Here is a 25857-nt window from a genome sequence, read left to right on the forward strand (position 1 = left end):
GGGACTGTGGTCGGCGGTTTTCCGCACGAGATGCGGCTCGCGCCTTCGTACTCGGCGCCGCGAGGGGGAAAGATGCGTTCGCAGACGGTGGTCGACCGCGGCGAGTGGAGGCCGGCAGCGCCGACGGCCCGCCCCCGTGACGACTCCTCGGGCCCGTACGCCTCGGATCGCATGGGCGCCGGCGCCTGCGACGCGCCCTCCACCCGCCGCCCCGCACATCGAGGCGGACGAGCCGTCATCACGGGGAAGCGGAGCCCGTTCCCAGGAGAGCAGGCATGAAGTCGTGATCAGGGTGCTCATGTCGTCCTCGGCGGCAGAGAGCACCCACGCCACAACTTCCCGACTGTTCCGAGGAGTGTTCGATGTCAACCCTGGGCACCCTACCCACCCGCAAACCCGAACTCGAACTGACATTCGCCAACCGGTGTGCCGCCGCCACCCTGGCGGTGGAGGTGACGGGCGTCCTTTCCGTGACCCCGGAGAGTCTCCTGGAGGACGGAGTCCCCTCCACACTGCCCGGCGGCTACGTCGTCCTGGTCGCCGACGCGATCCCCTTCCGCCTGCGCGGCCGCATCACGACGGTGCTCGACGCGCTCCTGCGGCGCATGAGCCGGGACGGCAGCGCCGGCCTGATCGTCAGCGCCACGCCCGGCGCGCGGCAGCCCTTCCCCACGGCCGTCGTGGACCTGGCCGAACGGCTGGACGTCCCCCTCCTGGTCACCACGGCGCCCGTGGAACTGTGGCAGGGGGTCCACGACGGCATTCAGCAGCTCCGGCTCACGTTCGCCGAGCGCCGGGCCGCCCAACTTGCCTCCCTCGTCCAGGAACTGCCGGCCCGGCTTGCCGACCAGAGAGCCATGCAGCGCATCGCCGACTGGCTCGCGAGGGCCCTCGACGTACAGGTCATGGTCAGCGAACCCGACCGCGTCCTGGTGGCCTCACCGGCCACCGCCGCAGAGGAGCTCGCGCAGGCCATCATCCGGCAGTCCGTCGACGGCAACACCCCTGACGGCCGCTCAGGACCTCACACCCGGCTCATCTCGCTCGGCCCGTCCTCCGCCGCGGACACCGTCCTGGCCGTGGCCCGGCGCACACCCTTCGACGAAGCCGACCTGCGGCTGTTGCGCCAAGCCGCCAAACTGCTGGGCCTGGTGGACCAGGCCCGCCGCGAGTACCGGGCGGCCTCGGACGCCTCCCGAGCCGCGCGCGACGCGGCGGTGGAGCTCCTGCTGGACGGCGAGGTCTCCAAAGCGCGCCGGGTCATGAGGAACCTGGCGCCGGGGCTCCTCGACCCCGAGACCGTTCGGGTCTTCGTCGTCGAGACGGCACCCAACCGGCGGGACGCCGCCGTGCGCCGTTGCGAGGCCATCACGTCCGGGCAGGCGTTGGTCGTCGCCGACGCGCGTCGCCAGGACCGGGTCCTGGTGATCCACCCGATCCGGCCCGGCGACGCCGATGACCGAGTGGCCGTGGAACTCACCCGTCTGGTGTCCGCGTTCGGCGCCGACGCCTCGCTCGGCGGCAGTGGGGTCTACTCGCTGTCCCTGCTCGCCCACGCCCTGCGCGAGGCGACCACAGCCCAGCGGTTCGCCCTCCACCAGCCGGACTCGGTGGCTCTCTCCGTGCAGGACACCGACCTCGTCAGCCTGCTCCCGGCACACGACGCTCAGCTGTGGGCGCGCGGTCTCCTGTATCCCCTCATGCAGAGCGACACGCAGTGGCAGCTCCTGCGCGAGACCATCCCCACCGCCCTCGCCTACCCCTACACCGTGGCCGCCCGCCGGCTGGAACTGCACCGCAACACCGTCACCCGGCGTGTGGCACGAGCCGCGGAACTGCTCAACATGGACTTCGCCGCCCTCCCGGACCGGATCGCGGCCGGCCTGGCGCTCGAACTCGTCACCCACCGCGAGCTGCCGGAGCCCGCCTCCGGATACCTCGAAACCGGAGAACCCACGCTCAGGGGACTCCTCGACGGTCCACAGATCCGCGCCTGGGCCGAACTGCTGCTCCGATCCGCCCGTGCGGACCGCCGCGGCCTGCTCACCACGGCGACGGCCTGGCTCACGTTCGACGCCCACCTGGAGCCGACCGCGCGCGAGCTGGGTCTGTCGGAGGCGACGGTCCGCTCCCACATCAGGGCGCTGGAAGGACACCTCTCCCGCGACCTGTCCTCACTCAACGGCATGCGCGACCTCCTGTTCGCGTTGCACGTGGTCACGGGTGCGCCCGAAATCCCGGACGCGTCACGCGAACTGTGCACGGCCGCCTGAGCCGACAGTCCCGCCGGGCCGCCCTCGGCTGACCGAGGCTGACCACGGCTGAGCGGGTCCGCCAGGCATCGAGTTCGAGCCGAGCGGGCCGGAGGCCGCGGCGAACTCCGTGATCGGCCTTCGCGGTTGGTCCTTTGCCCTTCGTCCTTCGTCCTTCATCAATGGTCTGGGATCCGTACACGCCATGGTTCGGACGGGAAACGTCCGCGTGGCCGAAAACTGCGCAATACTTGACCGAAAAAGACAATGGCTTCCTTCATTTCCGGCCGTAGGGCATTCATTAAGTCGTGAATTCAACCAACGCGCAGAAGCACCGAGTCGAGGGCCGCGCGTCCATCGCCGGAAAGGGACTGACTTCCCTCGAAAGGCGGCCCGATGTGCAGCTCCGAAAGGGGGAAGTCGTGGAGAGTGCACCTGAGGGACACGGGTGCGACGCGTGGTGCACAACCCTCAGATCAAGCCGATCGGTTGGTGCACCTGCGCAATGGTGAGGCCTTCGGCCTGTGCATAGCGTTGCCGGAGCAAGCACGGCCGGATCCCGCACCCGGGGTCTCCACCACCACGACCCGAAGATCGTCCAGTGCCGAACCACGGGGGTGTACGGCACGAGGACGGGCTGGGGGAGGGTGACGGCAGGCTTGCGGCGAACCGGTCGTCATGAACGCCGGTAGGCGGGTGCCGGGGGAGTGGTTCGAGCCGCTCCCCCGACCACCCGCAGCCTTCCCGCACACGCCTTGAGGTCAGTGGTGGTCGGGGGCGAGCAGAGCGGCGGCCGACGCGACGAAGGCGACGGAAGCGGCTTTGGCGGCTTGTCGTAGGACCTTCAGTTCCGGGGAGGTACCGGCCTTGCGCAGGGCGTACGTGGCGTCGGCGGCGGCTTGCGCGGAAGCGGCCGGCTCGGGCACCAGGACCTGCAGCCGGACCAGGGGCGCGGTGATCGCCGTACGCGTGTCGTGGGAGGTCGTCTGGGCGGCCGTCCGCGCGTCGGGGTCGGCGGCGGCGCCGTAGGGATCGTCGGTCATGGCCGGCCGCTCCCGGTGGAACATCGCTGACCTGTGGGCGTCCAGGGCGGTGGCGAGATCCGTGACCGCGGCCGGCTTCTCCTGTCGCCGGGCATCGCTACGGGCCTCGGCGCGTGCGGTGCGGGCGGCGCGATGTTGGAGGAGTCCGGCGGTCAGGACGCCGGCCGGGGTGCCGACTACGGCAACCACGGAAGACCACATGGGCGAATGTCCTCTCGGTGAGCGGTGAGCGGTGGACCGGCCGGCGACAAGGTGCGCGGGGCGTACCCGCCCGCGCCCTGCGATGAGACTGGTCCAGCTCGAATCCTCGCGGACCGCGTCGGCTGTCCGGCCCTCGGCCCACAGCCGGCACGTGGAAGCACGGTGCGGCGCACGACGGCTCTGTGCCCGCGCCGGCGTTTCGGGACAGGACCACGGCTCCCCGCGGGAAGGGGCGGCCCGAGCTGCCGGGACGCTCGGCCCAGGCACTGGACCCGGGCCGTACCCGGGGCTGCCCGCACCGCCGCGGACGCCGTCGATAGGATCGGGACGAGTGCGCCGGAAAGACGGACACCGCGAACAGGGCGGTTGCGGGCAGGGATTGTTGCCCGTGTCCACCGCCCGCCGCGTCGGCGGAACCTGTGGACACGAGAGCAGCGAGGGCACATGAGAGACCGCCGGTACGGATCACTGATGGGCGCCGCTGCCGCGGTGGCTCTCCTGGCCGGGTGCGAGAGCGGGAGCGCGCCTGCGCTGAGCCTGGCCGGGCTGACCAAGACCGCCGACGCCATACCCAGCGAGGGCCAGGACACTTGCCCGCTCGCCTACGACATCACCAAGGCCGCGAAGGCCGCGGGCGCGGAGGGCGCGTCCGCGCCCGGCTCCGTCAAGGAGCCCGGTGAGGCGGTCGCCACCGCGGAGGGAGGCAAGCGGGCCGAGGCGGACACACCGCTGGCGCAGAACCCCGGCGCCCTGGTGAGCTGCGTCTTCCACATCGGCCAGGAGGAGGTGGTCGTACACACCGCGGCGACCCGCCGTCCGCAGGCTGTGGCGCCACTCGCCCCGATCGTCGGCCAGTTGGCCGGATCCTCCACGAAGGACCTGATCGCCTACATCAACCGGATGGCCAAGGCCAAGACCGGTGAGCCCGTCGTGACGGAAAGCGGCAACGTCGTATCCGTGCGGCTGAAACTCGACGGTGAGGGCGACGCGGTCATGGTCGTCGGGGCCGGAGACGCCAGACACCCGGCGCTCGACCGGGAGCGCATCGCCGCCCTGGCCACCTCACTCGCGGACCAGGTCGCCTAGGGCCTGTTTTTCGGGTCGGGCCGGAAAGGCCGCGCTTCAGGAAGTGGGTGACTCGAGGGCGGCGAGTTCTTCGGCCAATTCCATGCAGCGCAGGCGGGCCGGGGAGAAGTCGTACGGCATCATTGCGCAGGCTTCGAATGCGCTCATGGAATCCTGCCCCCTGCCGGAGCTTTGGTCGGCCTCGTCCTCACCCTCATCAGCGGTAGCCGGGTGCAAAGCGTCCCAGGAGTCGAAGAGCGCGTCGTCGCTCTCCGCCAGGCCGGAATCCTCGATAACGGCGTGCAGCGCCTTTTCGAAGGCGTGCCGTTCGGCAGCCACCCGAGCCACACGGGGGTCATCGACGGCGATCGTGTCATCGAGTGCCTCCTCGGCGGCATCAACACGGTCGGAGTCCTCCCGCAGATCCGGGTGAGTGGCCAGGGCGATGAAACGGGCGGCCTGGACGGCCGCACCGAGCGGGCCGAAGATCCGCTCGGTGACCAGCAGGCTGTCCAGGTCCGCCTGGATCAGGGAGCCCTCGGGCAGGCTCTTGAGGCGGCCGGTGACGAAGTCGGAGAGCAGGCCCATCCTGCTGCCCTCGGTACGCATGCGCTGCACGGCAGTCCGTTGCCGCCGCAGTTCTGCTTCCTGGGCGACGAGGGTTCCCTCCAGCCGTTCCAGGATGCTCGTGATGCTGTCGTCGCTCTCGGCACCGGCGGCACCGGCGGCATCGTCGGAAGCCGTGTCGGTGAATGCGTCGCGGATGTCGTCCAGGGCGATCCCGGCGTCGGCCATCTTGCGGATCCACAGCAGCCGGATCATGTCCTCGTAGCCGTAGCGGCGGCGGTCGTCACTGCCCCGCACGGGCTCGGGGAGCAGACCGATCTCGTGGTAGTGACGGATCGCCCGCGGTGTGGTTCCGACGAAAGCCGCCGCGTCGCCGATCTTGACCTGGCGCGGTGGGATGAAGGACGAGTACATGAGCGGGGGCCTTCCTCAACGGGGTGGGACGTGGGTCCACCGGACCACATGCCGCTACGGAAGGTGCAAGCCGAGCCACTCCGCCCGGTATCCGTGCCGGTCGAAAGCGAGTGGACGGCCACTACCACGGCCACGGCCACCGCCACGGCCACCGCCCACCGCTACCGCCGCCGCGCCTGCGAGTCCGGCCTGATCGGCCCGCTCGGGAATCGTGCACCTCATGCCGCGTCTGCGCAGTCGAGCGCGATTCGCGCGCGAGGAGTACGCCCTGTCCCCACGCACCTCCGCAGCGGTCGGCACCTTGGCCCGCCCGCGCCGTGCCGGGGCTGAGGTCCTTCCTGGCCGGGTACCGCCGGCCGTCAGGCGGGGCGCGGCGGCCGTCGCCGGTCGGGCTGGGCGCAGCGGACGCAGGTGGTCGCCGCCGGACGGATCTCCAGGCGTTCGGGCGGGATCGTCTGGCCGCAGCGTTCGCACTGCCCGTACTCGCCTCGTTCGAGTCGTTCCAGCGCCTCGTCCAGTTCCGCGAGGTGCTCGTGTGCCCGGGCGATCAGGGCGGCCACGTGGGCTCGTTCGAAGGCGGTGCTGGCTCCTTCGGGGTCGTGCTCGTCGTCCACGGCGACCAGGGCGTTGGCCGCGACGATCGCGTCGAAGTCGCGCCGCAGTGCCGCGGTCCGGGCGAGGGTGTCGGCGCGGTCCGCCGCGAGACGTGCGCGGTCGGCCGCGAAGGGGGCCGGGTCGCCTTCTTCACGACCGTGTCGGGATGCATCGACCATGCCTGCGACAACGCCGGGCCGCGGTCCCCGATTCCCTCGGTCACCGCGTCCGGGCCGACACGAGTCTCGCCGGGCCGGTCGCCTTCGTTCGTATCTCACCCATGGCGCAGCCGTTGCATTCCGTCCTCGAACTCGCTCGCGGGCTCGAGCCACCGAAGTGCGCTGCGGTCGGTGACCGGGGTCTCCGTCGTGTCCGTGGTCCCATCCGGACGCCGCAGGGCACGACGGCCCTCCAAGGCCCCGATGATCTCGTCCAGGTACTCCACGAGAGGCCACCCGGCCCCCGACGAACAGGCCACGCTCTCGCTGCCGGCCCCTCACAGCCCCAGGCAGCCATAGGAGGGCAAGCCTTCACGCGCATCGACGTGGAGACCGTAGTGGGAGTCGTCCACATCGCTGGTGGCGATCGGGATCAGGCCGGGTTCCTCTTCCGGGCCGGCCATCAACTGCCCGTGCAGTTCGCAGGCCCGCCCCAGCGACAGCTACGCGTACCCCATCGGCAGCAGATACGCGCCCCGTGTGCCCGTCTCCATGCCGTCCGCGAGGCTTTACCACGCCCGCAGAGCGGGCGGGAGGCGGTACCCGGTCTCCTCCTCGGTCCGCCGGAACTGATCATCGGTCGCCCCAGGCCGGATGGCGGCGCTCGTCACGTGGGCATACCGGGACAGCCACGCTTCGATCCTGCGCCAGGCGGCCTGCGCACGAGAGACGATCTCCGCGGCAGGTTGAGCCGATGCGTGTATGAGGCCGATCTCCTCAGGCGTTTCCGTCGGCGGAATCTGGTTGTCCGTCATGGCCGTCAGCCTGGGCGGCGCTCCCATCGCCGCCGACTCCACCCACGCCCACGCGCCCTCTGGGTCAGCGTTCGTAGCGGTTGAGGCGGCTGCGGGCCGCCGTGGGGCTGATCCCGAGTCCGACGGCGATCCGTTCGACCGACACCTCGTCCTGCCCGAGGTGGTGGGTGGCGTCCGCGCCGATCCGCGTCGCGGTGCGCTGGAGCGCGCCGGCCGCCCGCAGCGCCGCGAGCGGCGCCTCGTCGGCGAGCTTCTCCAGTTCGACGTCGATCCGGTCCAGCAGCTCTTGGACGTGCTGCGGGACGGGAACGGCCTGGGCCTCGATCACGGCGACGTGCACCTGCCAATCACCCAACGGCCCCTCGGTGTCCGAGTTGAAGGGCGTGGGCAGGGAGTGGTCGACCTTCTCCCAGGCGATCGGATACACCTTCTCGCCGAACCAGCCGCACGAGCACTGGGCGCGCACGCCGGTGGCTTTCGGGGCTCCGAGCGTGCCGTCGTAGTCCCACCAGTCGGTACTGCTGTGGAAGTTCGATCCGCTGCCGATGTCGTAGATCAGCGGCTTCGGCTCGCTCCCGTCGGCCAGAACGGCGGCAGGCCTGCCATCGTGCTCGTCCGCGAACTCGTTCGTCTGCCACATCGGTGGTTCCTCCGGACTTCCCGCTACATGGTCGACATCGACCATGACGCACCGCGGGCGTCGTGCGGGGCCGGATGGCGAAACCTGCCCCGCACGAGCGAGACGCGCTCCCCGCCCGGGGTTCGGTATGCGTGCACGTGTGGTGGCCATGCGGGTCGTCACCAACGAGGAGACCACGACCGACCCGTACGACACGCTGGACGCCGGCCCCCTGCGCGTGACCTCGCCACCACAAGATCGTTTTGTGGGCATGCGTCCGACCTCTCGCACACTCGCCGCCCTCGCCCTCGTGGGCGCCGCTCTGTCCGCCGCCGGGACCGCCCACGCTCACGGCGTTCTCTCCGCACCCGCAGCCTCCGCACCCGTAGCCTCCGCACCCGCATCCGCCGTCGCCCCCGCCGGCGTCGCGGATGACCTCCTCGATGAGATCGGACTCGACGAAGTGGAGGGGCTCGACCTGCTCCAGGAGAACTGAGCGGGGCATGACCGCGGCGGCCGGGCGGCAACTGCCCGGCCGCCGCTCTTTCATGTGCCGTCCTCGGCGGTGGTGAACATGCGCACGCCCCCTTGAGGTCCGCGGCCGGCCCATCACGACGCCGGCCTTGACCGGCTCCGTCGGGACGTGGTCGGCACGGAACACGCAGGGCGTGACCAGAGTGTGACAAAAGATACACCTGTCGCAATAAACCCGACTTCGAGTCCCTCCGTCTCCCCTATCGGATCGGATTCTGACCAGTCCTGATCCGAACAGCACTGGCGGCCGGACACGGAGTGGCGGTGCTGACGCTCCGAGAACGAGCCCTGCCCGGGCCGACGCACCGAAAGATCAGATACATGACGCCCAGTCAGCACCGAGTCACGCCGTCCCGCAGGCACTTCATGTTGAGGTCCGCCGCGGTGGCGCTCGTCGGAGCCGCCGGGTGCGTGGTTGCTTCCTGGCCGGGCGGAACCGAGGAGACGGACGCCGCGACGGGAACCGACAGCACGCAGGCGGTGCCCCTCGCGAGTCGTGAGTCGGTCATGCAGATCGTCGCGCACCCCGACGACGACCTGTTCTTCATGAACCCGGACACCAGCCACTCTTTGCGCTCCGGCCGCCCGATGACCTCGGTGTACGTGACGTCCGGTGAGGCGGACGGCGTCAACGCCCCCGGCCGCGCGACCGCGGGGCACCCCATGCCGCCGGCCGACCGGGCGCGGTACGCCGAGGCCAGGCAGAACGGCATACGCGCGGCATACGCGCAGATGGCGACCGGCGACAAGACCAGCCCCTGGACCCGGGTATCCATACCCACCACCGGCGGCGGCACCGCCGAACTGGACACCCTCCAGGCACACTCCCAGATCAACCTGGTCTGGATACAACTGCGCGAAGCGCGCGAGATGTACAAGGACGTGCCGCACAGCCTGCGCGGCCTGTGGAACGGCCAGATACCCTCGCTGGAGCCGTTCCTCGCATCCGGCACCCCGGCCAAGCCCATCAGTTACACCAAGGACCAGCTCGTCGACGCGCTCGTGGGGCTGATGCGGCGCTTCCGCCCCACCCACATACGCACCCTGGACCCCACCCCGGCCCGCGAGGGCGTCAGGCACCAGATCATCGACCACCAGGACCACGTCTTCAGCGCCCGCTTCGCGCAGGCGGCGCTCCAGAAATACGCCGCCACCTCCGGACACCCGAACTTCACCGTCCAGACCTACCTCGGCTACAACACCAGCTACCTGCCGCACACCCTTGACAAGGCGGGAGCGGATGCCAAGGCGGAGACGGTGAAGACATACGCCTGGATGGATCCGAAGGACAACCACTGTGGCAGCCAGGCGGGTTGCGGCGACCGCAAGGTCTCCAACCGTCCGTACGGCAACAACTGGGCCCAGTCGGTCCGCTACTCCCGAGCCAATTCGACCAGTTGGCTCCAGCCCGGCGAAGACGGCGGCCTGTGGGCGTTCGGCGTCCTCGACCAGAAACTCGCCGTCTGGCACAAGTCGGCCGGTACGAACGACACGTGGGCGGCGCCGAGACTGCTGGCGGCGGACGGGCTGCTCGACACCGGACTCACCTCGGTACGGCTGCCCGACGGACGGATCGCCGTGTTCGGCACCTGCACCCACCTCGGACAGGGCGCCGCCTACCGCCGCGAGGTCGTCACCACCGTCCAGCAGCGCCCCGGGGGCGACTTCGGGCCCTTCCGCGCGCTCGGTTCGCCACCCCAGATCGGCGCCGGCGCCCTGTCCGACCTGTCGGCCCCGGCCGTCGCCGTCGACGGCTCCGGCCGCCTCACCGCGTTCGTGCGCGGGGGAGACCTCAGGCTGTACCAGATCGGGCAGGACGCAACGGGGAAATGGTCCGCTTGGGGCGACCTGGGCGGCGCGGGCCTGCACGGCGACCCGGCCGCCACGACCGACCACGCCGGCCGCGTCCATGTGGTCGCCGCCACCCCGAAGTCCGTGCTGACCTGGGCCCAGGCCAAACCCGGCGCCCCTCTCCCGGTCCGGCCCCAGCCGAGCGGACTGCCGGCGACCACGGTCAGCGGACTCTCAGTCTGCGCCGACGACGACGGAGTGCGGGTGTTCTTCCGCAAGCCCGACTCGGGCGCCGTCCAGACGGCCGTGCTCGACGGCTCGGGCCGCCCGGTCGTGATCGACCTGGGCGGAGTCGGCGGCTACGGCGCGGTGGGCCTGTGCGGCCCCGCCATAGCCGGTCGCGGTCCCGACGGCACCCTCGGTACCACCCTGATGAGCAGCGGCACACCGCAATGGACCACCGCTGAACTGCTCATATCGGGCGCCCCCGCCGGTGTCCGGACCGGTTCGGACGGCTTCCTCACCGCGCTGGGCCTCGATGCCAAGCTCTACTGGGCCCGGACGTCCGAGGCGGGCTCCCCGGAGTGGAAGCTCGCGCCCGGGTAGTCGAAGCCTCACGACGCGGGCACCGCCGGCTCGGCCATCCCTGCCGGAGTCAGGGTGACGATCACCGCGGTGGGCGGGGGCGGGGGTGGCGGGCGTGACTACGGCCGCAAGAGCGGCGGCAGGCGGAAGCATGTTCGGCAGCGCCGGCGGCGGTGACGGAGGTCGTGGCAGCATCAAGATCAGCTGGTACGACCGTGGTGCGGCCGACCGGGACGGATACGACCAAGGGGCCGTGTCCACCGGCGTCAGGCCGCCCGGTCACCACGCTGAGCGCCGAAGGCCGGGGCGTCGGCACCCGCCGCCCTTGATCCGTGGCGCGGGTCCGGTAATGATTCGCCGGTAAGCCCCTGTGGACGCACCGCTCCGCACCCCGGATAATCCCGTTCCTTGATCAAGAATTCCGTTCGAACGCGGGTGTTGTGACGCGTGTCTCCGTTCGATACGATCGCTCCCCTCGACAGCCGTAAGTCCGCCTATTGCAGGGGGCATTGTGGGTGCGTTCGCGTCAGCAATACCCTCCGAGCGGGATTTTTGAGGGACGAGGCCGAGGAGGATTTACGACCTTCCGGCCCTGACTTACCCAAGGACTCGTCCTTATCCCCGTTCCGTAGACGGGATTTCCTGTTCTTCTGGACGGCGGGTGCCATTGACGGACTCGGCACCTGCGCGTCCTCGCTCTTTCTCCCGCTGATTCTGCTGGGCGCCGGATACTCGGCCGGGCTCGCCGGGCTCGTCGCGACGGTGGGACTGGTCAGCGGGTTGGTGGTATCCCCGATGGCGGGCGTGTTCGCCGACCGGTGGCCCCGCAAGCCCATGATGTACGTGTCGGCGCTGGTCGCGGCCGGCGCCATGGGATCGGTGTTCGTGACCGTGGCCTCGGGCCACGTCCTCCTCCTCCACGTCCTCGTCGCGGCCGTGGTCGAGCAGGTGGCCGGCGCCACCTACGGCGCGGCGGCCTCCGGGACGATCCGGCGGCTGGTACCGCCCGAGGAGTACACCCGGGCGATCGGGTACCTCCAGGCACGGGACCAGGCGGTGCAGATCGTCGGGCCGACGCTGGGCGGTGTGCTGTACCAACTGGCCCGGTGGGTGCCACTGCTCGCGGACGCGGCGTCCTTCCTGCTGGTGGCGGCGTTGAGCAAGGCGATCCGTACGGACCTGGCGCCCGGGCGGGAGGGTCCGGCCGCGTCGTTCACCCGTGACCTCGCCGAAGGGCTGCGCTTCGTGTGGGCCCAGCCCTTCCTGCGCTTCCTGGTGGTGTGGACCGCCGGGATCAACGCGCTGCTCGGCACGCTGTACTTCCACGCGGTGTTCGCCTCCCACGCCCAGGGCGCCGGACCCTCCTCGATCGGCCTCATCCTCACCCTGGCGGGCGTCGGCGGACTGGTGGGCGCACTTGCCGCGCCGCGACTGGTGCGGCGGGTCCCGGCCGCCCGGATCGTGACGGGCGCGTCGTGGGCCATGGTGCCGACGGCGGCGGGGCTCGCGTTCGCGTCCCGGACCTGGACCTACGGGCTGTTGTTGAGCGGGGTGTCGCTGATCGTGCCGTCCGTGGTGGTCGTGCTGCAGACCCGGGCGGTGCTGGTCACCCCCGACCGGCTGCTGGCCCGCATGGGGACCGTGCTCGGCACCGCGGGCCAGGGTGTCGCGGTGCTCGCACCCCTGGCGGCGGGGGTCCTGGTGACGGCGTACGGGGGCCGTGCGGTGGCGTTGGGCTGCGCGGGCGCGTTCGCCTGCCTGGCCCTGTACGCGACCGTCAGGGCCGGGCTCGTGGTCCGGGAGGCGCCGTGACGCCCTCCCCGCCCAGGACGACCGCGCGCACCTACGGCGTCTACCGGCCGGTGCTGCCGGTGACCAGCCCCCGGCACCCGCACCGGATGGTGTACACCGGCGACGCCGACGGCCGGTGCGAGATCTTCGCGTGGGACCGCTCCAGCGGCGTGGAACGGCAGTTGACGGACCGGCCGCACGGCACCCTGCTGTGCGCCATCGACGACGACGAGGCCGTGTGGTGGTTCGACGAGGACCCCGGCGGCAGCGGAGGCTGGCGCACCCGGCACTTCGACGGCGGCCCGGACCGACCGGCGCTCGCCGGCGTGCCGTACGGGCGGCCCGCCGGGTTGGCGCTGGCGGCCGGAGGAACCGTGGCCGTCGGCATCCGGAGCCCCGAGGGCCTCAGCGTCCACCTGGGGCGGCGCGGCGGCACCGGCACGGCCGTCCTGCACACGACGGAACCCGGCACGCTCTGCGACCTGGCACCGGGCGGCGGCCTGCTGGCGGTGTCCGGACCCGCGCACTCCGCCCGCGCCGTGACGCTGCTGGCCCCGGACGGGACCACCGTCGCGGTGCTGTCCGGCACCAGGGATCGCACCTGGGCCCTCGGCTTCGCGCCGCTGCCCGGGCGGACCCCCGGTCCCACGCCGTCCCGCGCACCCGAACCGGCGCCGGCCCGCACCCCGCTGCTGGTCATGCGCGAACGGGCCGGCCGCTACCACCTCGGTACCTGGGCCCCGGGGCGCGGGCTGGAGCTGCTGCCCTGGTGTTCGTTCGACACGGAGACGACCGCCCGCTGGTACCCCGGCCCGGGTGGCGCCCGGGTCCTGCTCCGGCAGGACCGGCACGGCCGCAGCCGGCTGTTCACCGCCGACCTGGACCGCCGCGAACTGACCCCGGTCCCCACCCCGGAGGGCAGCATCCTGGACGCCTCACCCGCCGCCGACGGTGACGTGCACTTCATCTGGACCGACGCGGTGCACGTGCCGCGCGCGCTGTCCCTGTCGGGTGCGCCGCTGCCCGGGCAGAGCCAATGGCGCCTTCCCCGGTTCGGCCACCGCCAGGACCTGTGGACGCCCGGCCCCGACGGCCCGGTGCACACCCTCGTCACCACACCCGCCGACCGTCCCGCGCCGCACCCGCTGGTCTTCCTCGTCCACGGCGGCCCGGCCGACCACGACCGCGACGCCTACGACCCCATGGTGCAGACCCTCGTCGGCTCGGGTTACGCCGTGGCCCGAGTCAACTACCGGGGCTCGACCGGCTACGGGCCGCGCTGGCGCTCCGCCTACTCCGAGGGCGTGGGCCACACCCAGGTCGCCGACCTGGTGCGGGCCCGGGCCGAACTCCTGGACCGGGGCATCGGCCGCGAGGGCGCCGTGGGCCTGTGCGGCACCTCGTGGGGCGGCTACCTGACGCTGCTGGCCATGGGAACCCGCCCGGACCTGTGGAACGCCGGGGTCGCCGTCAAACCGCTCGCCGACTGCGTCACGGCCTTCCGGCACTCCACGCCCGCCCTCCAGGCGCTGGACACCGCGCTGTTCGGCGGCACCCCGGACCAGGTACCCGAGGCCTACGCCCACGCCTCCCCGACCTCGTACGCGACCGCCATCCGCTCCCCGCTGCTGATCGTCGCCGCGCGGCGGGACGCCAAGTGCCCGCCGGAGCAGGTCGAGGCGTACCTGGCCGTGCTGCGCGCGGGAGGCGTCGCCCACGAGCTGATGTGGCTGGACTCGGGCCACGACGGCTACGACGGCGCCGACCACGTGGCCGTGATCCGGCGGTCCCTCAGATTTCTCGGCCGCGGGCTGCCGTCGGCGCCCGCGCCGGCCGAGCCGTTCCCGCACCCGGAGAGGGGGTGAACATCATGCAGAAGGACATCATCCACGGCGACCCGCTCGAGGGCGACGAGGAGAGCCGCAAGCCGGGCGTCGGCGTCGTCGTCTACCTCCGCTCCGCGGAGGAGATGGAAGACGAGGACAAGTAGCGACGAGGGGCCGGCCCCGCACCCGTGCGCGACCGGCCCCGACCGGACCGAACCCGGCCGGACCCCGACCGGGTCACCGGCCGGGAGCCCGGTTCGGCGCTCATGGCCCGCCCCCGCCGCACACCTGACAGACGACTGATCCGATGCACCGATCCGATGCACTGACCCCATGAGAAGAGGCCGGCCATGCGCGTACTCCTGGTGAACATGCCCTGGGCCCCGATCGATCTCCCGTCGCTGGCTCTCGGAATTCTCAAGCGCAGTGTCGACGAGCGCGTTCCGAACGGTTCGGCGGACGTTCTCCACGCCAATATCGAATACGTGGACTGGATCACCAAGAACACGGAGTTCACACTGGAGGACTACTCCTACTACGCGCTCGGCTCCTATTTCCTGGGCTGCGGCGACTGGGTGTTCTCCTCGGCCCTTTACGACGACCCGCAATGGCGCGTTCCCGAATTCACCGAAGCGATGCGGAGCCGGGTACGGGGGACTCGGATGGAGATGACGAAGGCACTGCACGTGACCGCGCCCGATTTCGTGCAGTACATCGCCGAGCGGATCGTCGAGCTCGCTCCTGACGTGGTCGGCTTCACCTCGACCTTTCAGCAGAACACCGCCGCTCTGGCGGCCGCGAAGTACGTCAAGCGCCTCGCACCGCACATCGTGACGGCCATGGGCGGCGCCAACTGCGACGGCAAGCAGGGCGAGACCGTCCACCGCAACTTCCCCTTCGTCGACTACGTCCTGCGAGGCGAGGGCGAGGTGTCCTTCCCCGCGCTCCTCAGGGCGCTGGACGCCGGCGAGCCACTGTCGGAGGTACCCGGCTTGTGTTGGCGCGACGCGGACGGCGCCGGCGTGGTCAACGCCATGAGCACCAAACCGCTGCCGCCCGCCTCGATCCTGCCGCCGGACTACGCCGGGTACTTCGAGCGACTCGCCTCCTCCCACGCGCGGCACTGGGTCGAGCCCAAGTTGGTGGTCGAGGGCGCGCGGGGCTGCTGGTGGGGCGAGAAGCACCACTGCACCTTCTGCGGGCTGAACGGCTCGTTCATGCAGTTCCGGAGCAAGAGCCCGGACGTGTTCTACGACGAGATCATCGAACTGGCCCGCAAGCACCGCGTCCTGGACATGTACGTCGTCGACAACATCCTGGACATGGCATACGTGAACACGGTGCTGCCGCGCATCATCGACAGCGGGTTCGACCTGCGCATGCACATCGAGATCAAGTCCAACATGCGGCGCGGCCAGCTCCAGACCCTCGCCGACGCGGGCCTGATCTTCGTCCAGCCGGGCATCGAGAGCCTCAACAGCCGGGTGCTGACCCTGATGGACAAGGGCGTGACCGGCGGCCAGAACGTCCGGATGCTCCGCGACGCCGCCACCGTCGGCCTCTCGGTGGCCTGGAACTACCTGCACGGCTTCCCTGGCGAGGACATCGAGGACTACGACGACGTGGTGGCTCAACTGGCCGCGCTGGAACACCTCAACCCGCCCGTGGGCCCCTCCTCACGGATCGCGATCGAGCGGTTCAGTCCGTACTTCAACAACCCCGGGCTCGGCTTCTCCGAACTGCGCGCCGCCGAACCCTACCGACTCACCTACGACCTTCCCGACGCCGAGATGTTCGACCTCGCGTACGTCTTCGACGTGCCGCCGCGCGGGATCGGCGAGGACGTCGTCGAACGCCTCGACGAAGGCATCGCGCACTGGAAGCGGAACTACGCCGGCAGCCGTCTCACCCATTGCGATCTGGAGGACCGGATCGTGCTGGTCAGCAAGCGCCGGGCCTTCGACTGGACGCACCTGGAACTGACCGACCCGTTCGAGCTGGCCCTGTTCCGGCTGCTCGACCAGCCGCACACGGTGAAGGCGGCCGCACGCAAGCTGCACGAGGACCACCAGAGGGACGAGGACGCCCTGCGCCAGGTACTGGCGCGGTGGCGGGCGCTCGGGATGGTCTTCGAGGACAGCGGGCAGTTCGTCCAGATCGCGCCGCCCGCACTCAACGAGGAGTTCCTGCGCATCGACTTCATGCGCCACGCCTGCGCCCGCGACACCGAACTCGCCGCGACGATCGCCTGAGGCCCGCCGACGATCGCCCGAACAATCCCCCGACGCCCGCCCGACGATCGCCCGAACAATCCCCCGACATTCCCCCGAAGACCGCCCGACGATCGCCCGACCGGGAGACGACGATGACTCCAGCACTCACCGGCACCGCACCCTTCATCGTGACCGCCTCACGGGACTACGACCCCGAGGTGGGCGCGCTGCCCGCCATGTCCCTGGGCCGCTACGAGATCGATGTCACCGGCGGCGAGGCCGCCCGGCGGCTCTTCGCCGCCGGGGCCCGACACGTCACCCTTCCTCGTCCCGTCGACGTGACGGACACCGCCGACACGGCCTGGTCGGTCCGGGCGCTCAGCTTCGTGGGTGACTTGTCCAGCCTGGCCATCTCGGTCGACTGGCAGCTCCACACCGGCCCGGACCCCGACGCCTGGCGGCACTACGGCCATCTCCACCCCCCGACCGCCGTTCTCGGCACCGCCGACCCGGCCGCGACGGCACTCGCGTGGCGCAACGCGTACTACATCTGCAAATGCGTCTTCCGGTACGGACCCGGTTTCATCCAGGTGCGTGACCGGCGCTACGGCGAGCTGCGCCGCTTCACCATCGACGAACCGGAGTACCACCAGGCCATCAGCGACCTCACCGACGGCGCCCCCGCCGACGCGATCCCGCGGCCGATCCTGGACGATCTCATGAGTGAGACCCTCGTCGTCCGTCTCGGCGACCACGTGTGGTGGGCCCCGTACCGGGTCCGCCGTTGGTCGGAGGCACCACTGGTGATCTGATCGCCCGAGTCACACCTGCTGTCCAAACTCACTCCTGAAATGTCTTGCGCCGGCCGTACCTCATTCTGCAATACTCATGATCAACAGGATGTCGTTCAGGACTGACTGGCAGGATGACTGAAGGAGAACGGACATGGCCGCCGGCCGCCCCGCGCTGTACGAAGTACTCGACGACAGGTTCCGCACGGAGAAGTGCGCCTCGGGCGACCTGCAGTTGGAGACCCTCCACGTGGGCTCCCGCTGGGCGGAGGGGCCGCTGTACATTCCGGCCTGGCGCCAGCTGATCTGGAGCGACATCCCGAACGACCGGATGCTGCGCTGGGACGAGACCACGGGAGCCGTCAGCACCTTCCGCTCGCCCGCGGGCCACCCCAACGGCAACACGATGGATCGCGAAGGCCGCCTGATCACCTGTGAGCAGGGCAACCGCCGGGTCACCCGCACCGAGCACGACGGCTCGGTGACCGTGCTCGCCGACCGCTACCAGGGCAAGCGGCTCAACAGTCCGAACGACGCGACCGTCAAGTCCGACGGCTCGATCTGGTTCTCGGACCCGGACTTCGGTCTCACCAGCGACTACGAAGGCGTACGCGGCGAGCCCGAGATCGGCGCCACCAACGTCTACCGGATCGCCCCGGACACCGCCGAGGTCCGGCTCGTGGCCGATGGCTTCAGCGGGCCGAACGGCCTGGTGTTCTCCGCCGACGAGCGCGAACTCTACGTCTCCGACAGCCGGGCCAACCGCATCCGGGTCTTCGACGTGCACGACGACGGCACCCTCTCGGCGGGCAGGACCTTCGCCGAGGGGAGCGGAGAGAGCCGTTTCGACAACATCCGCTTCGACGACCGGGGCCACCTCTGGGCCGCGGCCATGGACGGCGGCGTGCACTGCTACGCCCCCGACGGAACCTTGCTCGGCCGCATCCTGGTGCCCAACAAGGTCTCGAACATCCGCTTCGGCGGACCGCGGGGCAACCGCCTGTTCATCACGGCGAACGACACGCTCTACTCGCTGATCATGGGGGTCAAGGCGGCTCCGTCGCCGAGGTGAACGCCGGCCCGGCCGTACCGGGGACCGCTCAACGCCCCGGTACGCCGTCTCCACGGACGTCTTCACCACCCTCTCTCCCGCGCGTGCGACTCAAGGGGTACACGCCCGGCGAAGTCTCGTCGCGACCCCGTCCCCAGAGCACCGACAACCAGGTGGCCGGGAGGATGCGTGAGCCACCCCGGGACGTCACCGGCCGCCCCGGACTACGCTGGTCCGGGGGCCGCAGATCCAGGAGGCTGCCGTGACCAGTGGGGCTGACCAGCGCTTCCACCTCGACCGGGACGGGCACTCGATCACCGTCGTCCGGGATGCCGGCGGACGCCGCGCCGAACTGCTGGTCGACGGCAGAGTGGTGGCCGCGGCCCGTACGCGCCGCCACGCCCCGACGGAGTTGGGCGGCTCGCTCGCCCGAGGAGGAAGCGGCGACCCCCTACCCTTCACCGTCCGCCTCGGCCGCGCAGACATCCCCGGCGGCGAACCGCTGTGCACCCTGGAGGCCGACGGGCAGACCTCCCTCATGCCGCTCGTTCCGCTCACCCGGCGCGAGCGGTGGCCCGACGAGCCCGACCCGTCGCCCAGCACCCCCGCCCAGCTCCTGGCCCGTCGGCGCGCCCGCCGCGCCGGCCGGTAGCTCCTTTCGCCGCTCGGCGGCCGGGAGCCGGTCGGCCGGAGGCTCGACACCCGGTGGCGGCCGCGGCGACGGTTTCGGACACCGCTGTCCCTGGCGCCGGGCCCCGGCTCCGGCCGTGCGGGGTGATCCCTCAGTCCGTGCGAACGGCTGGTTCTCCTCCCTCCAGCACCTCGCCCGCGGGCCGTTCGGGGCCGGGCACGACGCTGATGAAGGGCACCCCGGTGCGCGGGTGCTCCATGACCTCGGCTTCGACCTGGTACACCTCGGACAGGAGAGGCGCCGTGAGGACCTCCTCGGGCTTGCCGGTGGCCACGACACGGCCGCCGGCCATGACGCAGATCCGGTCGCAGAAGGCCGCGGCGAGGTTCAGGTCGTGGAGCGCGACGACGGCCGTGACGCCGAGCCGTCGCACGAGCCGCAGGGCGTCGAGCTGGTGCCGCAGATCGAGGTGGTTGGTCGGCTCGTCCAGGACCATGGTCCCCGTGCGCTGCGCCAGGGCGCGGGAGATCAGGACCCGCTGCTTCTCCCCGCCCGACAGACGATCGAACGGCGCGTGCGCGAGGTCGTCGACGTGCAGCGCCGCCAGGGACCGCGTGATGATGTCGCGGTCGTCCGCGTCATCGCCCGCGAAAGCCCGCTTGTGCGGGGTACGGCCCATCGCCACCACGTCAAGGACGGTCAGTTCGAAGTCCCCGGAGGTTTCCTGCAGTACGGCCGCGAGCCGCTGGGCGAGCCGTTTGCCCGGCATCCGCCAGACGTCCTCACCGTCGAGCAGGACCCGACCCGACGTCGGCCGCAGCGCCCGGTAGAAGGTGCGCAGCAGGGTGGACTTGCCGGCGCCGTTGGGGCCGACCACGCCCACCACTTCGCCGGGTGCCACGTGCAGCGACGCCCCGTCGACCAGGGCTCTGCCGTTCACCACGACGCTGACGTCCTCGGCGTCGAGCACACCGGGCGCGGAGCCGGAGACCGGTCGGTTCGTCATCGGGCCGCCTTGCGTCGCATCAGCCAGAGGAAGAACGGGCCGCCCACCAGGGCGGTGAGGATGCCGACGGGAATCTCCTCCGGGCTCATGAGCGTGCGCGCCGCCAGGTCGGCGGCGATCAGGAAGGCCGCGCCCAGGAGCGCGGCCGCGGGCAGCGCCCGGCGGTGGTCGGCCCCCACGAGCAGCCGCACCACGTGCGGCATGATCAGCCCCACGAAGCCGATCTGCCCGCTGACCGCGACGATCGTGCCGATCATCAAGGCCACCAGGGTGAACAGGGCGCCGCGGAACCGGTGCACGTCCAAACCGAGGGCCGCGGCGGCCTCCTCCCCGGCAAGCAGCAGATTGAGGGAGCGGCAGACACCCAGCAGGACGGCCGTCCCCATCAGCACCGCACCGACCGGAATCCACACCGTCGTCCAGGTCGTGCCGGCCAGCCCGCCGAGCATCCAGCGCAGCGCGGACTGCGTTTTGTGCGGATCGTTCGAGGTGACGATCAGGAAACTGGCCAGCGCCGACAACACCTCGGCCGTCGCCACGCCCGCCAGGACCAGCCGCACCGTCGTCATCCGCCCGCCGGAACGGGCCAGGAAGTAGACCGCGACCAGAGCCGCCAGCGCCCCGCAGAATGCCGCGACCGGCAGGGTGAACAGCCCGAACACCGTCAGATTCAGTACGAGGACCAGCACCGCGCCGACCGACGCGCCCGAGGACACGCCCAGCAGCATCGGGTCGGCGAGGGGGTTGCGCACCAGGGCCTGCAACGCCATTCCGGAGACCGACAGCCCCGCCCCGACCACCCCGGCCAGCAGCACCCGGGGGAGGCGGACATCCACGACGATCGTCTCGCGCACCGGGGTCCACGTCGGCTCGGCGAGGGCCGGGTGCACGCGGTGCGCCAGGATGCTCCACACCTGATCGGCCGGGACACTGATCGACCCCGCCGCGATCCCGGCCGTCGCGGCGCAGGCCACCAGGACGCCGAGGAAGGCCAGCACCACGCTGTACGGGATCCCGGGTCGCCGCGCGCGGACGGGCCGGCCACTCCCGTCGAGGGCGACTCCCTCGGTCGCACGGGTCTTCACGTCGGTCACCGGACGCGGCCGGGGTGGAGCTGCTGCGCGAGCGATTCGACGGCCGACGGCATCCGGACGCCGAGCACCGTGGAGGACAGGGGCAGGACCGCGAACCGCTGGTTCCTGATCGCGGGTACGTCCTTCAGCGCCGGGTGGGCGAGCAGGAACCTCTTCTTGTCCTCGACGGATTGGTCACCGTAGTCGTAGATGACGATGGCCTCGGGGGCGCGCTGGGCGACCTGTTCGAAGGAGACGTCGCCGAAGGCCTTGTCGAGGTCGGCGAAGAGGTTCACCCCGCCGGCCCGCCGGATCATCTCGTTGCCGATGCCCTTGCCGCCCGCGGTGAAGGCCGTCTTGTCGCCGCTGTCGTACACGAAGAGCTTGACCGGGGTGACGCCGGTGAGCCCGGTCTCGACCTTGTCGAGGGTGGCGTGCAGCTTCCCCAGCCGCTGCTCGCCCCGCTCGGGAACACCGAAGATCTTGGCGAGAGTACGGATCTCCTCGTCCAGGGAGGCGACGGTCACCGGACCGGTGGGGCACTCCTCGGTGTTGAGGTAGGTGTTGATCCCGGCCTTGGTGAACGCGGCCCGGCCGCGGCCCTCCTTCTCGTCGAAGGTGGAGGTCCACCCGCCGTAGACGAAGTCGGGCTCGGCCTCCAACAGCGCCTCGTAGGAGGGGTATTCCTTGGAGATGACCTTCACGCTGTCGTAGGCGGCCTGGTACTCGGGGAGGATCTTGTCGTCCAGGTAGCCCGTGCCGACCATCGACTTCTCCACGCCGAGAGACAGCAGGGCCTCGGTCGCGTGCTGGTTCAGCGAGACGGCCCGCCCCGGCGGACGCTGATACGTGGTCTTCACGCCGCAGTTGTCGATCGTGACCGGAAAGCCCTGGGCGGACGGGCCCGCCGACGAGGTGGCGGAGGGGGTGGTACCGCCTCCGCAGCCGGATATGAGCAGGGCCAGGGCGCAAGCGGACAGCATGGATTTCAGGGGGTTGCGGGGGTTGCGGGGCATGGATGGTCCTCTCACCGCAGATGGGTCGGATGGTCTGCACGCCTGGTCGGAGGACTGGGCCGTGCGGGGGCGTGCCGCCCCACCCGTGGGAATCCGGCCAGTTCGGTCCACCCTGCCGCTACCGCTGCCGCAAGCAGAGGCAACTGCGTGGAGACCGCAACAAGGCCGACGGATGGGGGAGGGCTCGCGGGGGCGCGGAGGGTCGCGCGCGACGAATCGCGCCACCCCCCTGGGCAACCGGGAACCGTCCTGCCACGACCACGACCACAAGGACGCGGAAGGGGCAGGACGTCACAGCAGCGGTGTACGGCCCTTCGCCTACGAGGGAGTCGCCCCGGAGACGTCGAGTGCCGGGACGGGACGCGGCTTGCCGTCGGCGTCTATCGCTACGAAGGCCAGCCTCGCGGTGGCCACTTCGGTCGTGGGGCCCGAGGCGTTCCAGCGCTCGGCCCGCACACGCACGCCGACCGTCATCGATGTCCGGCCGGCCCGTTCCAGTTCGGCGTCGACGCTGAGCAGGTCACCGGCGCGGACCGGCGCGAGAAAGGACATCCGGTCCACGGCCACGGTGACGGCGGGTCCGTCCGCGTGCCGCCCGGCCGCGGCGGCGGCCGCGTCGTCGATCAGCTTCATCACCACGCCGCCGTGGATGGTCCCGTAGAGATTGGTGTCGTGCTCGCTCATGATGTGGGCGAGCGTCACCCGGGAGTCGCCCGGGATCTTGGAAACGCACCCCGCGGTGCTTGCGGTCGGGTCGGCCACGTCAACTCTCCTTCGCGAGTCGCGGCAGAAAGGCCCGAGGGTGTTCCTCGGCGCCCCGCACGCCTGAGGCATGCGGGCAGTGGCAGGTTTTCGGACTCGCGGGCACGCCTGCCGGTCTCCCGGCGGACACCTACTGGCCGTCGCTTCCCAAGACCGTTCGGTCCCAGTGCGTATGACGGCGGTCGTTCCCGCTCACCGCTGCGGGGCAGTCCCGGATTCCCACCGGGTTCCCTCTTGCGTCGCATCCCGCCTGGCGGACGGGGCGAACCAGCTGCGCTCCCACCCTACCCGCGCGGAAGCGGAGGTCGGCCGGCCACGTCAGACAGCCTGCTCTGAACTGCTGCGGCAGGCCGGAGGGTCGGAAGCGGACCGCTCTCGCACGCGACGGCACCAGCCCGCGGATGGCTGCCCCTCCTGCTCAGGTCGCAGGGCCGCGAACCGGAATTCATCATCCAGGAGCACGGGCCGACCGTCGGACGCCGCGATGATTTCGCTCATGGAGCAAGAACTAGGCACCCTTGTCCGGCAGACCGCCGACCAACTGGCCGACCACCGCGTGGGCGTGGTGGTCGCCGCCCTCGCGGGAGACCGCGCGGAGATCAGAGGTGCGGGCAGCACCGGCGGAGACCACGCCCATGTACCGGGGCCGGACACCCTGTTCGAGATCGGGTCGGTGACCAAGGCGTTCACCGCCCTGGCCCTCGCGCGGCTGACCCTGACCGGCGAAACAGACCTGGACGAACCGCTGAGCGACCTGCTGCCCGAAGACACGGCCGTACCGTCACGCGGCGGCGAGCGGATCACCCTGCGGCACCTCGCAACCCACACCTCCGGCCTGCCCCGACTCCCCAAAGGCATGCTGCTCCCGGCCCTCCTGCGCCCCAACAAACCCGACCCGTACGCCCATTGCAACACCGAGTGGCTCCTGTCAGGGCTGGCCCGGACCCGCCTGGGAGCCGTACCGGGCGCGCGGTTGCGCTACTCCAACCTCGGATGCGGCCTACTGGGGCTGGCCCTGGCCCGCCGGGCCGGCACCGACTACGAAACCCTCGTCACCCGTACGATCTGCAGCCCCCTGGACATGGGGGACACCGTGGTGAGCGTGGACGCTGCACGGGCGCGACGTTCCGCCCGGGGCCACGACCGCGGCGGACGGCCCACCCCTGCCTGGCACCTCGCCGACCTGACCGGATCCGGCGGCCTGCGGTCGACCGCGACCGACCTGGTCGCCTTCGTCCGGGCCCAACTGGACGGCGGCCCCGAGCCCCTCACGGCCGCGATCCGCCTGAGCCGGGAGGTCGAGTACCGCCAAAGTCCCTTCGCCCGGGTACACCTGGGCTGGATGGCCCACCGCCTCCACCCCCGGCAGGGCGCCCACCTCCAGATCTGGCACAACGGCGGCACCGGCGGATTCTCCTCCTTCGTGAGCTTCGACCCGGAGAAGCGGCTGGGAGTCATCGCCCTCGCCAACACCCCCCGCCCGGTCGACCGACCCGCCTTCGACCTCCTGCGCACCCTGCAGGCACAACACCCGTCCGCGCCGCACTGACCCGCCCGCCGCGCGTACGGTTCCCCTCCCTGGCCGTGCCAGGGCCGCGGTGGCCGACGATTTCACTCGTCGGCCAGGTATGCGCCCGACACGCGCCCTGCCGCATCCGCTGTTCCGCTTCTACCGTTGGGGATTCGGACCCGCGAGGAGGTTGCCGTGGCAGGGATCGTGGAAGGCAAACACCGGTCTCCGATCGGTGACGACGGGCACCAGCCGAACCGGCCGGTGCCGCCGCCCCCTCCGCCTCCGCCGCCCACCGACCCCGACAAGAAGAAGTAGACCCGTGGTCACCACCCCGCGCGGCGATGCCCCGGCAGACGACGTGCTCGTCGACGGGCTGCTCACCGCGGTCGCCGAGCAGCTCGATCAACCGTTGCCCGCCGGGCTGGAGCAGGTACTCCGCCGCGTGCACCGGCACCGGTTCCTGCCCGACCGGATCTGGCAGCGGGACGTCTCCGGTGGCTACGAGCCCGTCGACCGCGCCACCGAGCCCGACCGGTGGACGGCCGCGGCCTACTCGGACGAGCCGCTCGTCACACGGTTCACCGACGGGCTGCCGTCCTCGTCGGCATCGATGCCCTCGATGGTCGCGCGCATGCTGCTCCTGGCCGGCTTCGGCGGATCATCCCCGGGTCCGGCAGCCCCCGGCGCCCGGGTGTTGGAGTGGGGCGCAGGCACCGGCTACAACGCGGCCCTGCTGTGCGCGCTCGTCGGGGACCGGCGGGTGACCACCGTCGAGCTCGACCCGGTGATCGCCGCCGAGGCGCAGGAGAACCTCAAGGCGACCGGGTACACACCGACGGTCGTCGTCGGGGACGCCGCCGACTGCCGCCCGCCCGGGGGCCCCCACGACGTGGTTCTCGCCACGTTCTCCGTCGATCACATCCCGCCCACCTGGCTCACCCAGGTCCCATCCGGCGGCCGGATCGTGACCCCGTGGTCCTCGGCCTGGTGCACGTACGGCACCCTCGCGTTGACGTCCCACCAGCACGGCCGCGCCGAGGGCCGGTTCCACTCGTTCGCCTCGTTCATGCAGATGGCACGCCCCGGCACGGATCGATGTGGCCCGGCGCCTGGACCGGCCGCACGGGGCGCCGATGCTCGCCAGGCCGTGCGCTCGTCGACCACGTTGTCGCCGTGGGCGGTCGCGGGCGGTGACCTCGACACCGAGTTCCACATCGGCCTCACGGTCCCCGGCACCGCCTTCGCCTGGGACACCGGCGGTGAACACGCCCCCACCCGCCTCCACGTCGCGGACACCGCCGACTCCTGGGCGACCGTCGACCACGACGGCCTCACCTCGGCCGCCTTCACCGTCACCCAGGCCGGACCCCGACGCCTGTGGGACGAGATCGCCACCGCACACCGGCACTGGGAACAACTCGGCCGACCCGGCATCGACCGCTACGGCCTCACCGTCACGGGGCCCACCACCACGGTGTGGGTGGACACTCCCGCGACCGCCGTGACTGCCTTCTGACCTTCTGACTGCCGGCTTTCTGACCTGCGG

General features: G+C 71.2%; 21 protein-coding genes, 1 pseudogene and 1 riboswitch. Of the genes and pseudogenes, 12 read left to right on the plus strand and 10 right to left on the minus strand.

All coding sequences use genetic code 11. The annotated features are described in order from the left end of the window. The first annotated feature begins 362 nt into the window (after positions 1 to 362). On the plus strand, positions 363 to 2273 hold the full coding sequence (locus tag ACIRO3_RS26325) for a helix-turn-helix domain-containing protein (protein ID WP_404140939.1): 1911 nt from the start codon (positions 363 to 365) through the stop codon (positions 2271 to 2273). Positions 2274 to 3013: 740 nt separating this feature from the next. Here the strand turns inward: ACIRO3_RS26325 and ACIRO3_RS26330 are convergent. After that, positions 3014 to 3484 carry a protein kilB gene (locus tag ACIRO3_RS26330; RefSeq protein ID WP_404140941.1) on the minus strand — a complete coding sequence of 157 codons (471 nt, stop codon included), beginning with the start codon at positions 3482 to 3484 and terminating at the stop codon, positions 3014 to 3016. Between the two features lie 483 nt (positions 3485 to 3967). Here ACIRO3_RS26330 and ACIRO3_RS26335 point away from each other — a divergent pair, with 483 nt between their 5' ends. After that, positions 3968 to 4582: a hypothetical protein gene (locus ACIRO3_RS26335; protein WP_404140943.1), complete on the plus strand. Its 615-nt coding sequence runs from the start codon at positions 3968 to 3970 to the stop codon at positions 4580 to 4582. Between the two features lie 36 nt (positions 4583 to 4618). Here the strand turns inward: ACIRO3_RS26335 and ACIRO3_RS26340 are convergent, their stop codons facing one another. From ACIRO3_RS26340 to ACIRO3_RS26355, 4 genes are all read right to left on the minus strand, one after another. Beyond that, on the minus strand, positions 4619 to 5542 hold the full coding sequence (locus tag ACIRO3_RS26340; RefSeq protein WP_404140945.1) for a MerR family transcriptional regulator: 924 nt from the start codon (positions 5540 to 5542) through the stop codon (positions 4619 to 4621). Between the two features lie 359 nt (positions 5543 to 5901). Continuing rightward, the gene (locus ACIRO3_RS26345) at positions 5902 to 6315 is read right to left on the minus strand and encodes a TraR/DksA family transcriptional regulator (protein WP_404140947.1); all 414 of its coding nucleotides are present in this window, start codon (positions 6313 to 6315) and stop codon (positions 5902 to 5904) included. A 548-nt stretch (positions 6316 to 6863) separates the two neighbouring features. Next, positions 6864 to 7109 carry a hypothetical protein gene (locus ACIRO3_RS26350; protein WP_404140949.1) on the minus strand — a complete coding sequence of 82 codons (246 nt, stop codon included), beginning with the start codon at positions 7107 to 7109 and terminating at the stop codon, positions 6864 to 6866. Positions 7110 to 7173: 64 nt separating this feature from the next. Next, positions 7174 to 7749 carry a hypothetical protein gene (locus tag ACIRO3_RS26355; RefSeq protein ID WP_404140950.1) on the minus strand — a complete coding sequence of 192 codons (576 nt, stop codon included), beginning with the start codon at positions 7747 to 7749 and terminating at the stop codon, positions 7174 to 7176. Positions 7750 to 7876: 127 nt separating this feature from the next. Here ACIRO3_RS26355 and ACIRO3_RS26360 point away from each other — a divergent pair, with 127 nt between their 5' ends. Then, positions 7877 to 8224: a hypothetical protein gene (locus ACIRO3_RS26360; RefSeq protein WP_404140951.1), complete on the plus strand. Its 348-nt coding sequence runs from the start codon at positions 7877 to 7879 to the stop codon at positions 8222 to 8224. A 370-nt stretch (positions 8225 to 8594) separates the two neighbouring features. Here ACIRO3_RS26360 and ACIRO3_RS26365 read toward each other — a convergent pair whose 3' ends face one another. Beyond that, positions 8595 to 8771 carry a hypothetical protein gene (locus ACIRO3_RS26365; protein ID WP_404140953.1) on the minus strand — a complete coding sequence of 59 codons (177 nt, stop codon included), beginning with the start codon at positions 8769 to 8771 and terminating at the stop codon, positions 8595 to 8597. Between ACIRO3_RS26365 and ACIRO3_RS26370 the strand changes: the two genes are divergently transcribed. From ACIRO3_RS26370 to ACIRO3_RS26400, 7 genes are all read left to right on the plus strand, one after another. Then, positions 8770 to 10659 (plus strand): PIG-L family deacetylase, encoded by a 1890-nt coding sequence (locus ACIRO3_RS26370; protein WP_404140955.1) that lies wholly within the window; start codon positions 8770 to 8772, stop codon positions 10657 to 10659. The two genes, ACIRO3_RS26365 and ACIRO3_RS26370, sit on opposite strands and share 2 nt — an antisense overlap. Positions 10660 to 11190: 531 nt before the next feature. Then, a complete protein-coding gene (locus ACIRO3_RS26375) occupies positions 11191 to 12450 on the plus strand; it encodes an MFS transporter (RefSeq protein WP_404140957.1) in 1260 nt (419 codons plus the stop codon). Next, a complete protein-coding gene (locus tag ACIRO3_RS26380; protein ID WP_404140959.1) occupies positions 12447 to 14294 on the plus strand; it encodes an alpha/beta hydrolase family protein in 1848 nt (615 codons plus the stop codon). Before ACIRO3_RS26375 ends, ACIRO3_RS26380 begins: the two co-directional genes overlap by 4 nt. Before the next feature lie 311 nt (positions 14295 to 14605). Next, on the plus strand, positions 14606 to 16507 hold the full coding sequence (locus tag ACIRO3_RS26385) for a RiPP maturation radical SAM C-methyltransferase (RefSeq protein WP_404140960.1): 1902 nt from the start codon (positions 14606 to 14608) through the stop codon (positions 16505 to 16507). 113 nt (positions 16508 to 16620) lie between these two features. Further along, a complete protein-coding gene (locus ACIRO3_RS26390) occupies positions 16621 to 17280 on the plus strand; it encodes a DUF5825 family protein (RefSeq protein ID WP_366146938.1) in 660 nt (219 codons plus the stop codon). Between the two features lie 133 nt (positions 17281 to 17413). Then, the gene (locus ACIRO3_RS26395) at positions 17414 to 18331 is read left to right on the plus strand and encodes an SMP-30/gluconolactonase/LRE family protein (RefSeq protein WP_404140963.1); all 918 of its coding nucleotides are present in this window, start codon (positions 17414 to 17416) and stop codon (positions 18329 to 18331) included. A 241-nt stretch (positions 18332 to 18572) separates the two neighbouring features. Continuing rightward, entirely contained in the window at positions 18573 to 18962 is a 390-nt protein-coding gene (locus ACIRO3_RS26400) for a hypothetical protein (RefSeq protein WP_404140964.1), read from the plus strand. A gap of 130 nt (positions 18963 to 19092) precedes the next feature. Here ACIRO3_RS26400 and ACIRO3_RS26405 read toward each other — a convergent pair whose 3' ends face one another. From ACIRO3_RS26405 to ACIRO3_RS26420, 4 genes and pseudogenes are all read right to left on the minus strand, one after another. Continuing rightward, positions 19093 to 19947, minus strand: a complete 855-nt coding sequence (locus ACIRO3_RS26405; RefSeq protein WP_404140965.1) for an ABC transporter ATP-binding protein — start codon at positions 19945 to 19947, stop codon at positions 19093 to 19095. After that, the gene (locus tag ACIRO3_RS26410) at positions 19944 to 20960 is read right to left on the minus strand and encodes a FecCD family ABC transporter permease (protein WP_404141194.1); all 1017 of its coding nucleotides are present in this window, start codon (positions 20958 to 20960) and stop codon (positions 19944 to 19946) included. The genes ACIRO3_RS26405 and ACIRO3_RS26410 overlap by 4 nt, the downstream gene beginning before the upstream one ends. 77 nt (positions 20961 to 21037) lie before the next feature. Then, a complete protein-coding gene (locus ACIRO3_RS26415) occupies positions 21038 to 22036 on the minus strand; it encodes an ABC transporter substrate-binding protein (protein WP_404140967.1) in 999 nt (332 codons plus the stop codon). Between the two features lie 351 nt (positions 22037 to 22387). Beyond that, positions 22388 to 22720: pseudogene (locus tag ACIRO3_RS26420) on the minus strand (acyl-CoA thioesterase); the annotation flags it as partial. Between the two features lie 141 nt (positions 22721 to 22861). Then, positions 22862 to 23085: riboswitch (cobalamin riboswitch) on the minus strand. Positions 23086 to 23294: 209 nt separating this feature from the next. On the opposite strand from ACIRO3_RS26420, the gene ACIRO3_RS26425 reads away from it, so the two are divergent. Together ACIRO3_RS26425 and ACIRO3_RS26430 are read left to right on the plus strand one after the other, a co-directional pair. Beyond that, on the plus strand, positions 23295 to 24347 hold the full coding sequence (locus tag ACIRO3_RS26425; protein WP_404140969.1) for a serine hydrolase domain-containing protein: 1053 nt from the start codon (positions 23295 to 23297) through the stop codon (positions 24345 to 24347). A 283-nt stretch (positions 24348 to 24630) separates the two neighbouring features. Next, entirely contained in the window at positions 24631 to 25827 is a 1197-nt protein-coding gene (locus tag ACIRO3_RS26430) for a protein-L-isoaspartate O-methyltransferase (protein WP_404140971.1), read from the plus strand. Positions 25828 to 25857: the final 30 nt, after the last annotated feature.

Origin of the sequence: Streptomyces sp. NPDC102278 (genome assembly GCF_044766345.1) — a bacterium.
Taxonomy (GTDB): domain Bacteria; phylum Actinomycetota; class Actinomycetes; order Streptomycetales; family Streptomycetaceae; genus Streptomyces.

What these genes read in the sequence shown, in the direction of transcription:
- ACIRO3_RS26325 (WP_404140939.1), top strand. Translation starts at nt 363, where the DNA reads ATGTCAACCCTGGGCACCCTACCCACCCGCAAACCCGAACTCGAACTG.
- ACIRO3_RS26335 (WP_404140943.1), top strand. Translation starts at nt 3,968, where the DNA reads ATGGGCGCCGCTGCCGCGGTGGCTCTCCTGGCCGGGTGCGAGAGCGGG.
- ACIRO3_RS26340 (WP_404140945.1), bottom strand. Translation starts at nt 5,542, where the DNA reads ATGTACTCGTCCTTCATCCCACCGCGCCAGGTCAAGATCGGCGACGCG.
- ACIRO3_RS26345 (WP_404140947.1), bottom strand. Translation starts at nt 6,315, where the DNA reads ATGGTCGATGCATCCCGACACGGTCGTGAAGAAGGCGACCCGGCCCCC.
- ACIRO3_RS26350 (WP_404140949.1), bottom strand. Translation starts at nt 7,109, where the DNA reads ATGACGGACAACCAGATTCCGCCGACGGAAACGCCTGAGGAGATCGGC.
- ACIRO3_RS26355 (WP_404140950.1), bottom strand. Translation starts at nt 7,749, where the DNA reads ATGTGGCAGACGAACGAGTTCGCGGACGAGCACGATGGCAGGCCTGCC.
- ACIRO3_RS26360 (WP_404140951.1), top strand. Translation starts at nt 7,877, where the DNA reads ATGCGTGCACGTGTGGTGGCCATGCGGGTCGTCACCAACGAGGAGACC.
- ACIRO3_RS26370 (WP_404140955.1), top strand. Translation starts at nt 8,770, where the DNA reads ATGCAGATCGTCGCGCACCCCGACGACGACCTGTTCTTCATGAACCCG.
- ACIRO3_RS26365 (WP_404140953.1), bottom strand. Translation starts at nt 8,771, where the DNA reads ATGACCGACTCACGACTCGCGAGGGGCACCGCCTGCGTGCTGTCGGTT.
- ACIRO3_RS26385 (WP_404140960.1), top strand. Translation starts at nt 14,606, where the DNA reads ATGCGCGTACTCCTGGTGAACATGCCCTGGGCCCCGATCGATCTCCCG.
- ACIRO3_RS26390 (WP_366146938.1), top strand. Translation starts at nt 16,621, where the DNA reads ATGACTCCAGCACTCACCGGCACCGCACCCTTCATCGTGACCGCCTCA.
- ACIRO3_RS26395 (WP_404140963.1), top strand. Translation starts at nt 17,414, where the DNA reads ATGGCCGCCGGCCGCCCCGCGCTGTACGAAGTACTCGACGACAGGTTC.
- ACIRO3_RS26405 (WP_404140965.1), bottom strand. Translation starts at nt 19,947, where the DNA reads ATGACGAACCGACCGGTCTCCGGCTCCGCGCCCGGTGTGCTCGACGCC.
- ACIRO3_RS26415 (WP_404140967.1), bottom strand. Translation starts at nt 22,036, where the DNA reads ATGCCCCGCAACCCCCGCAACCCCCTGAAATCCATGCTGTCCGCTTGC.
- ACIRO3_RS26425 (WP_404140969.1), top strand. Translation starts at nt 23,295, where the DNA reads ATGGAGCAAGAACTAGGCACCCTTGTCCGGCAGACCGCCGACCAACTG.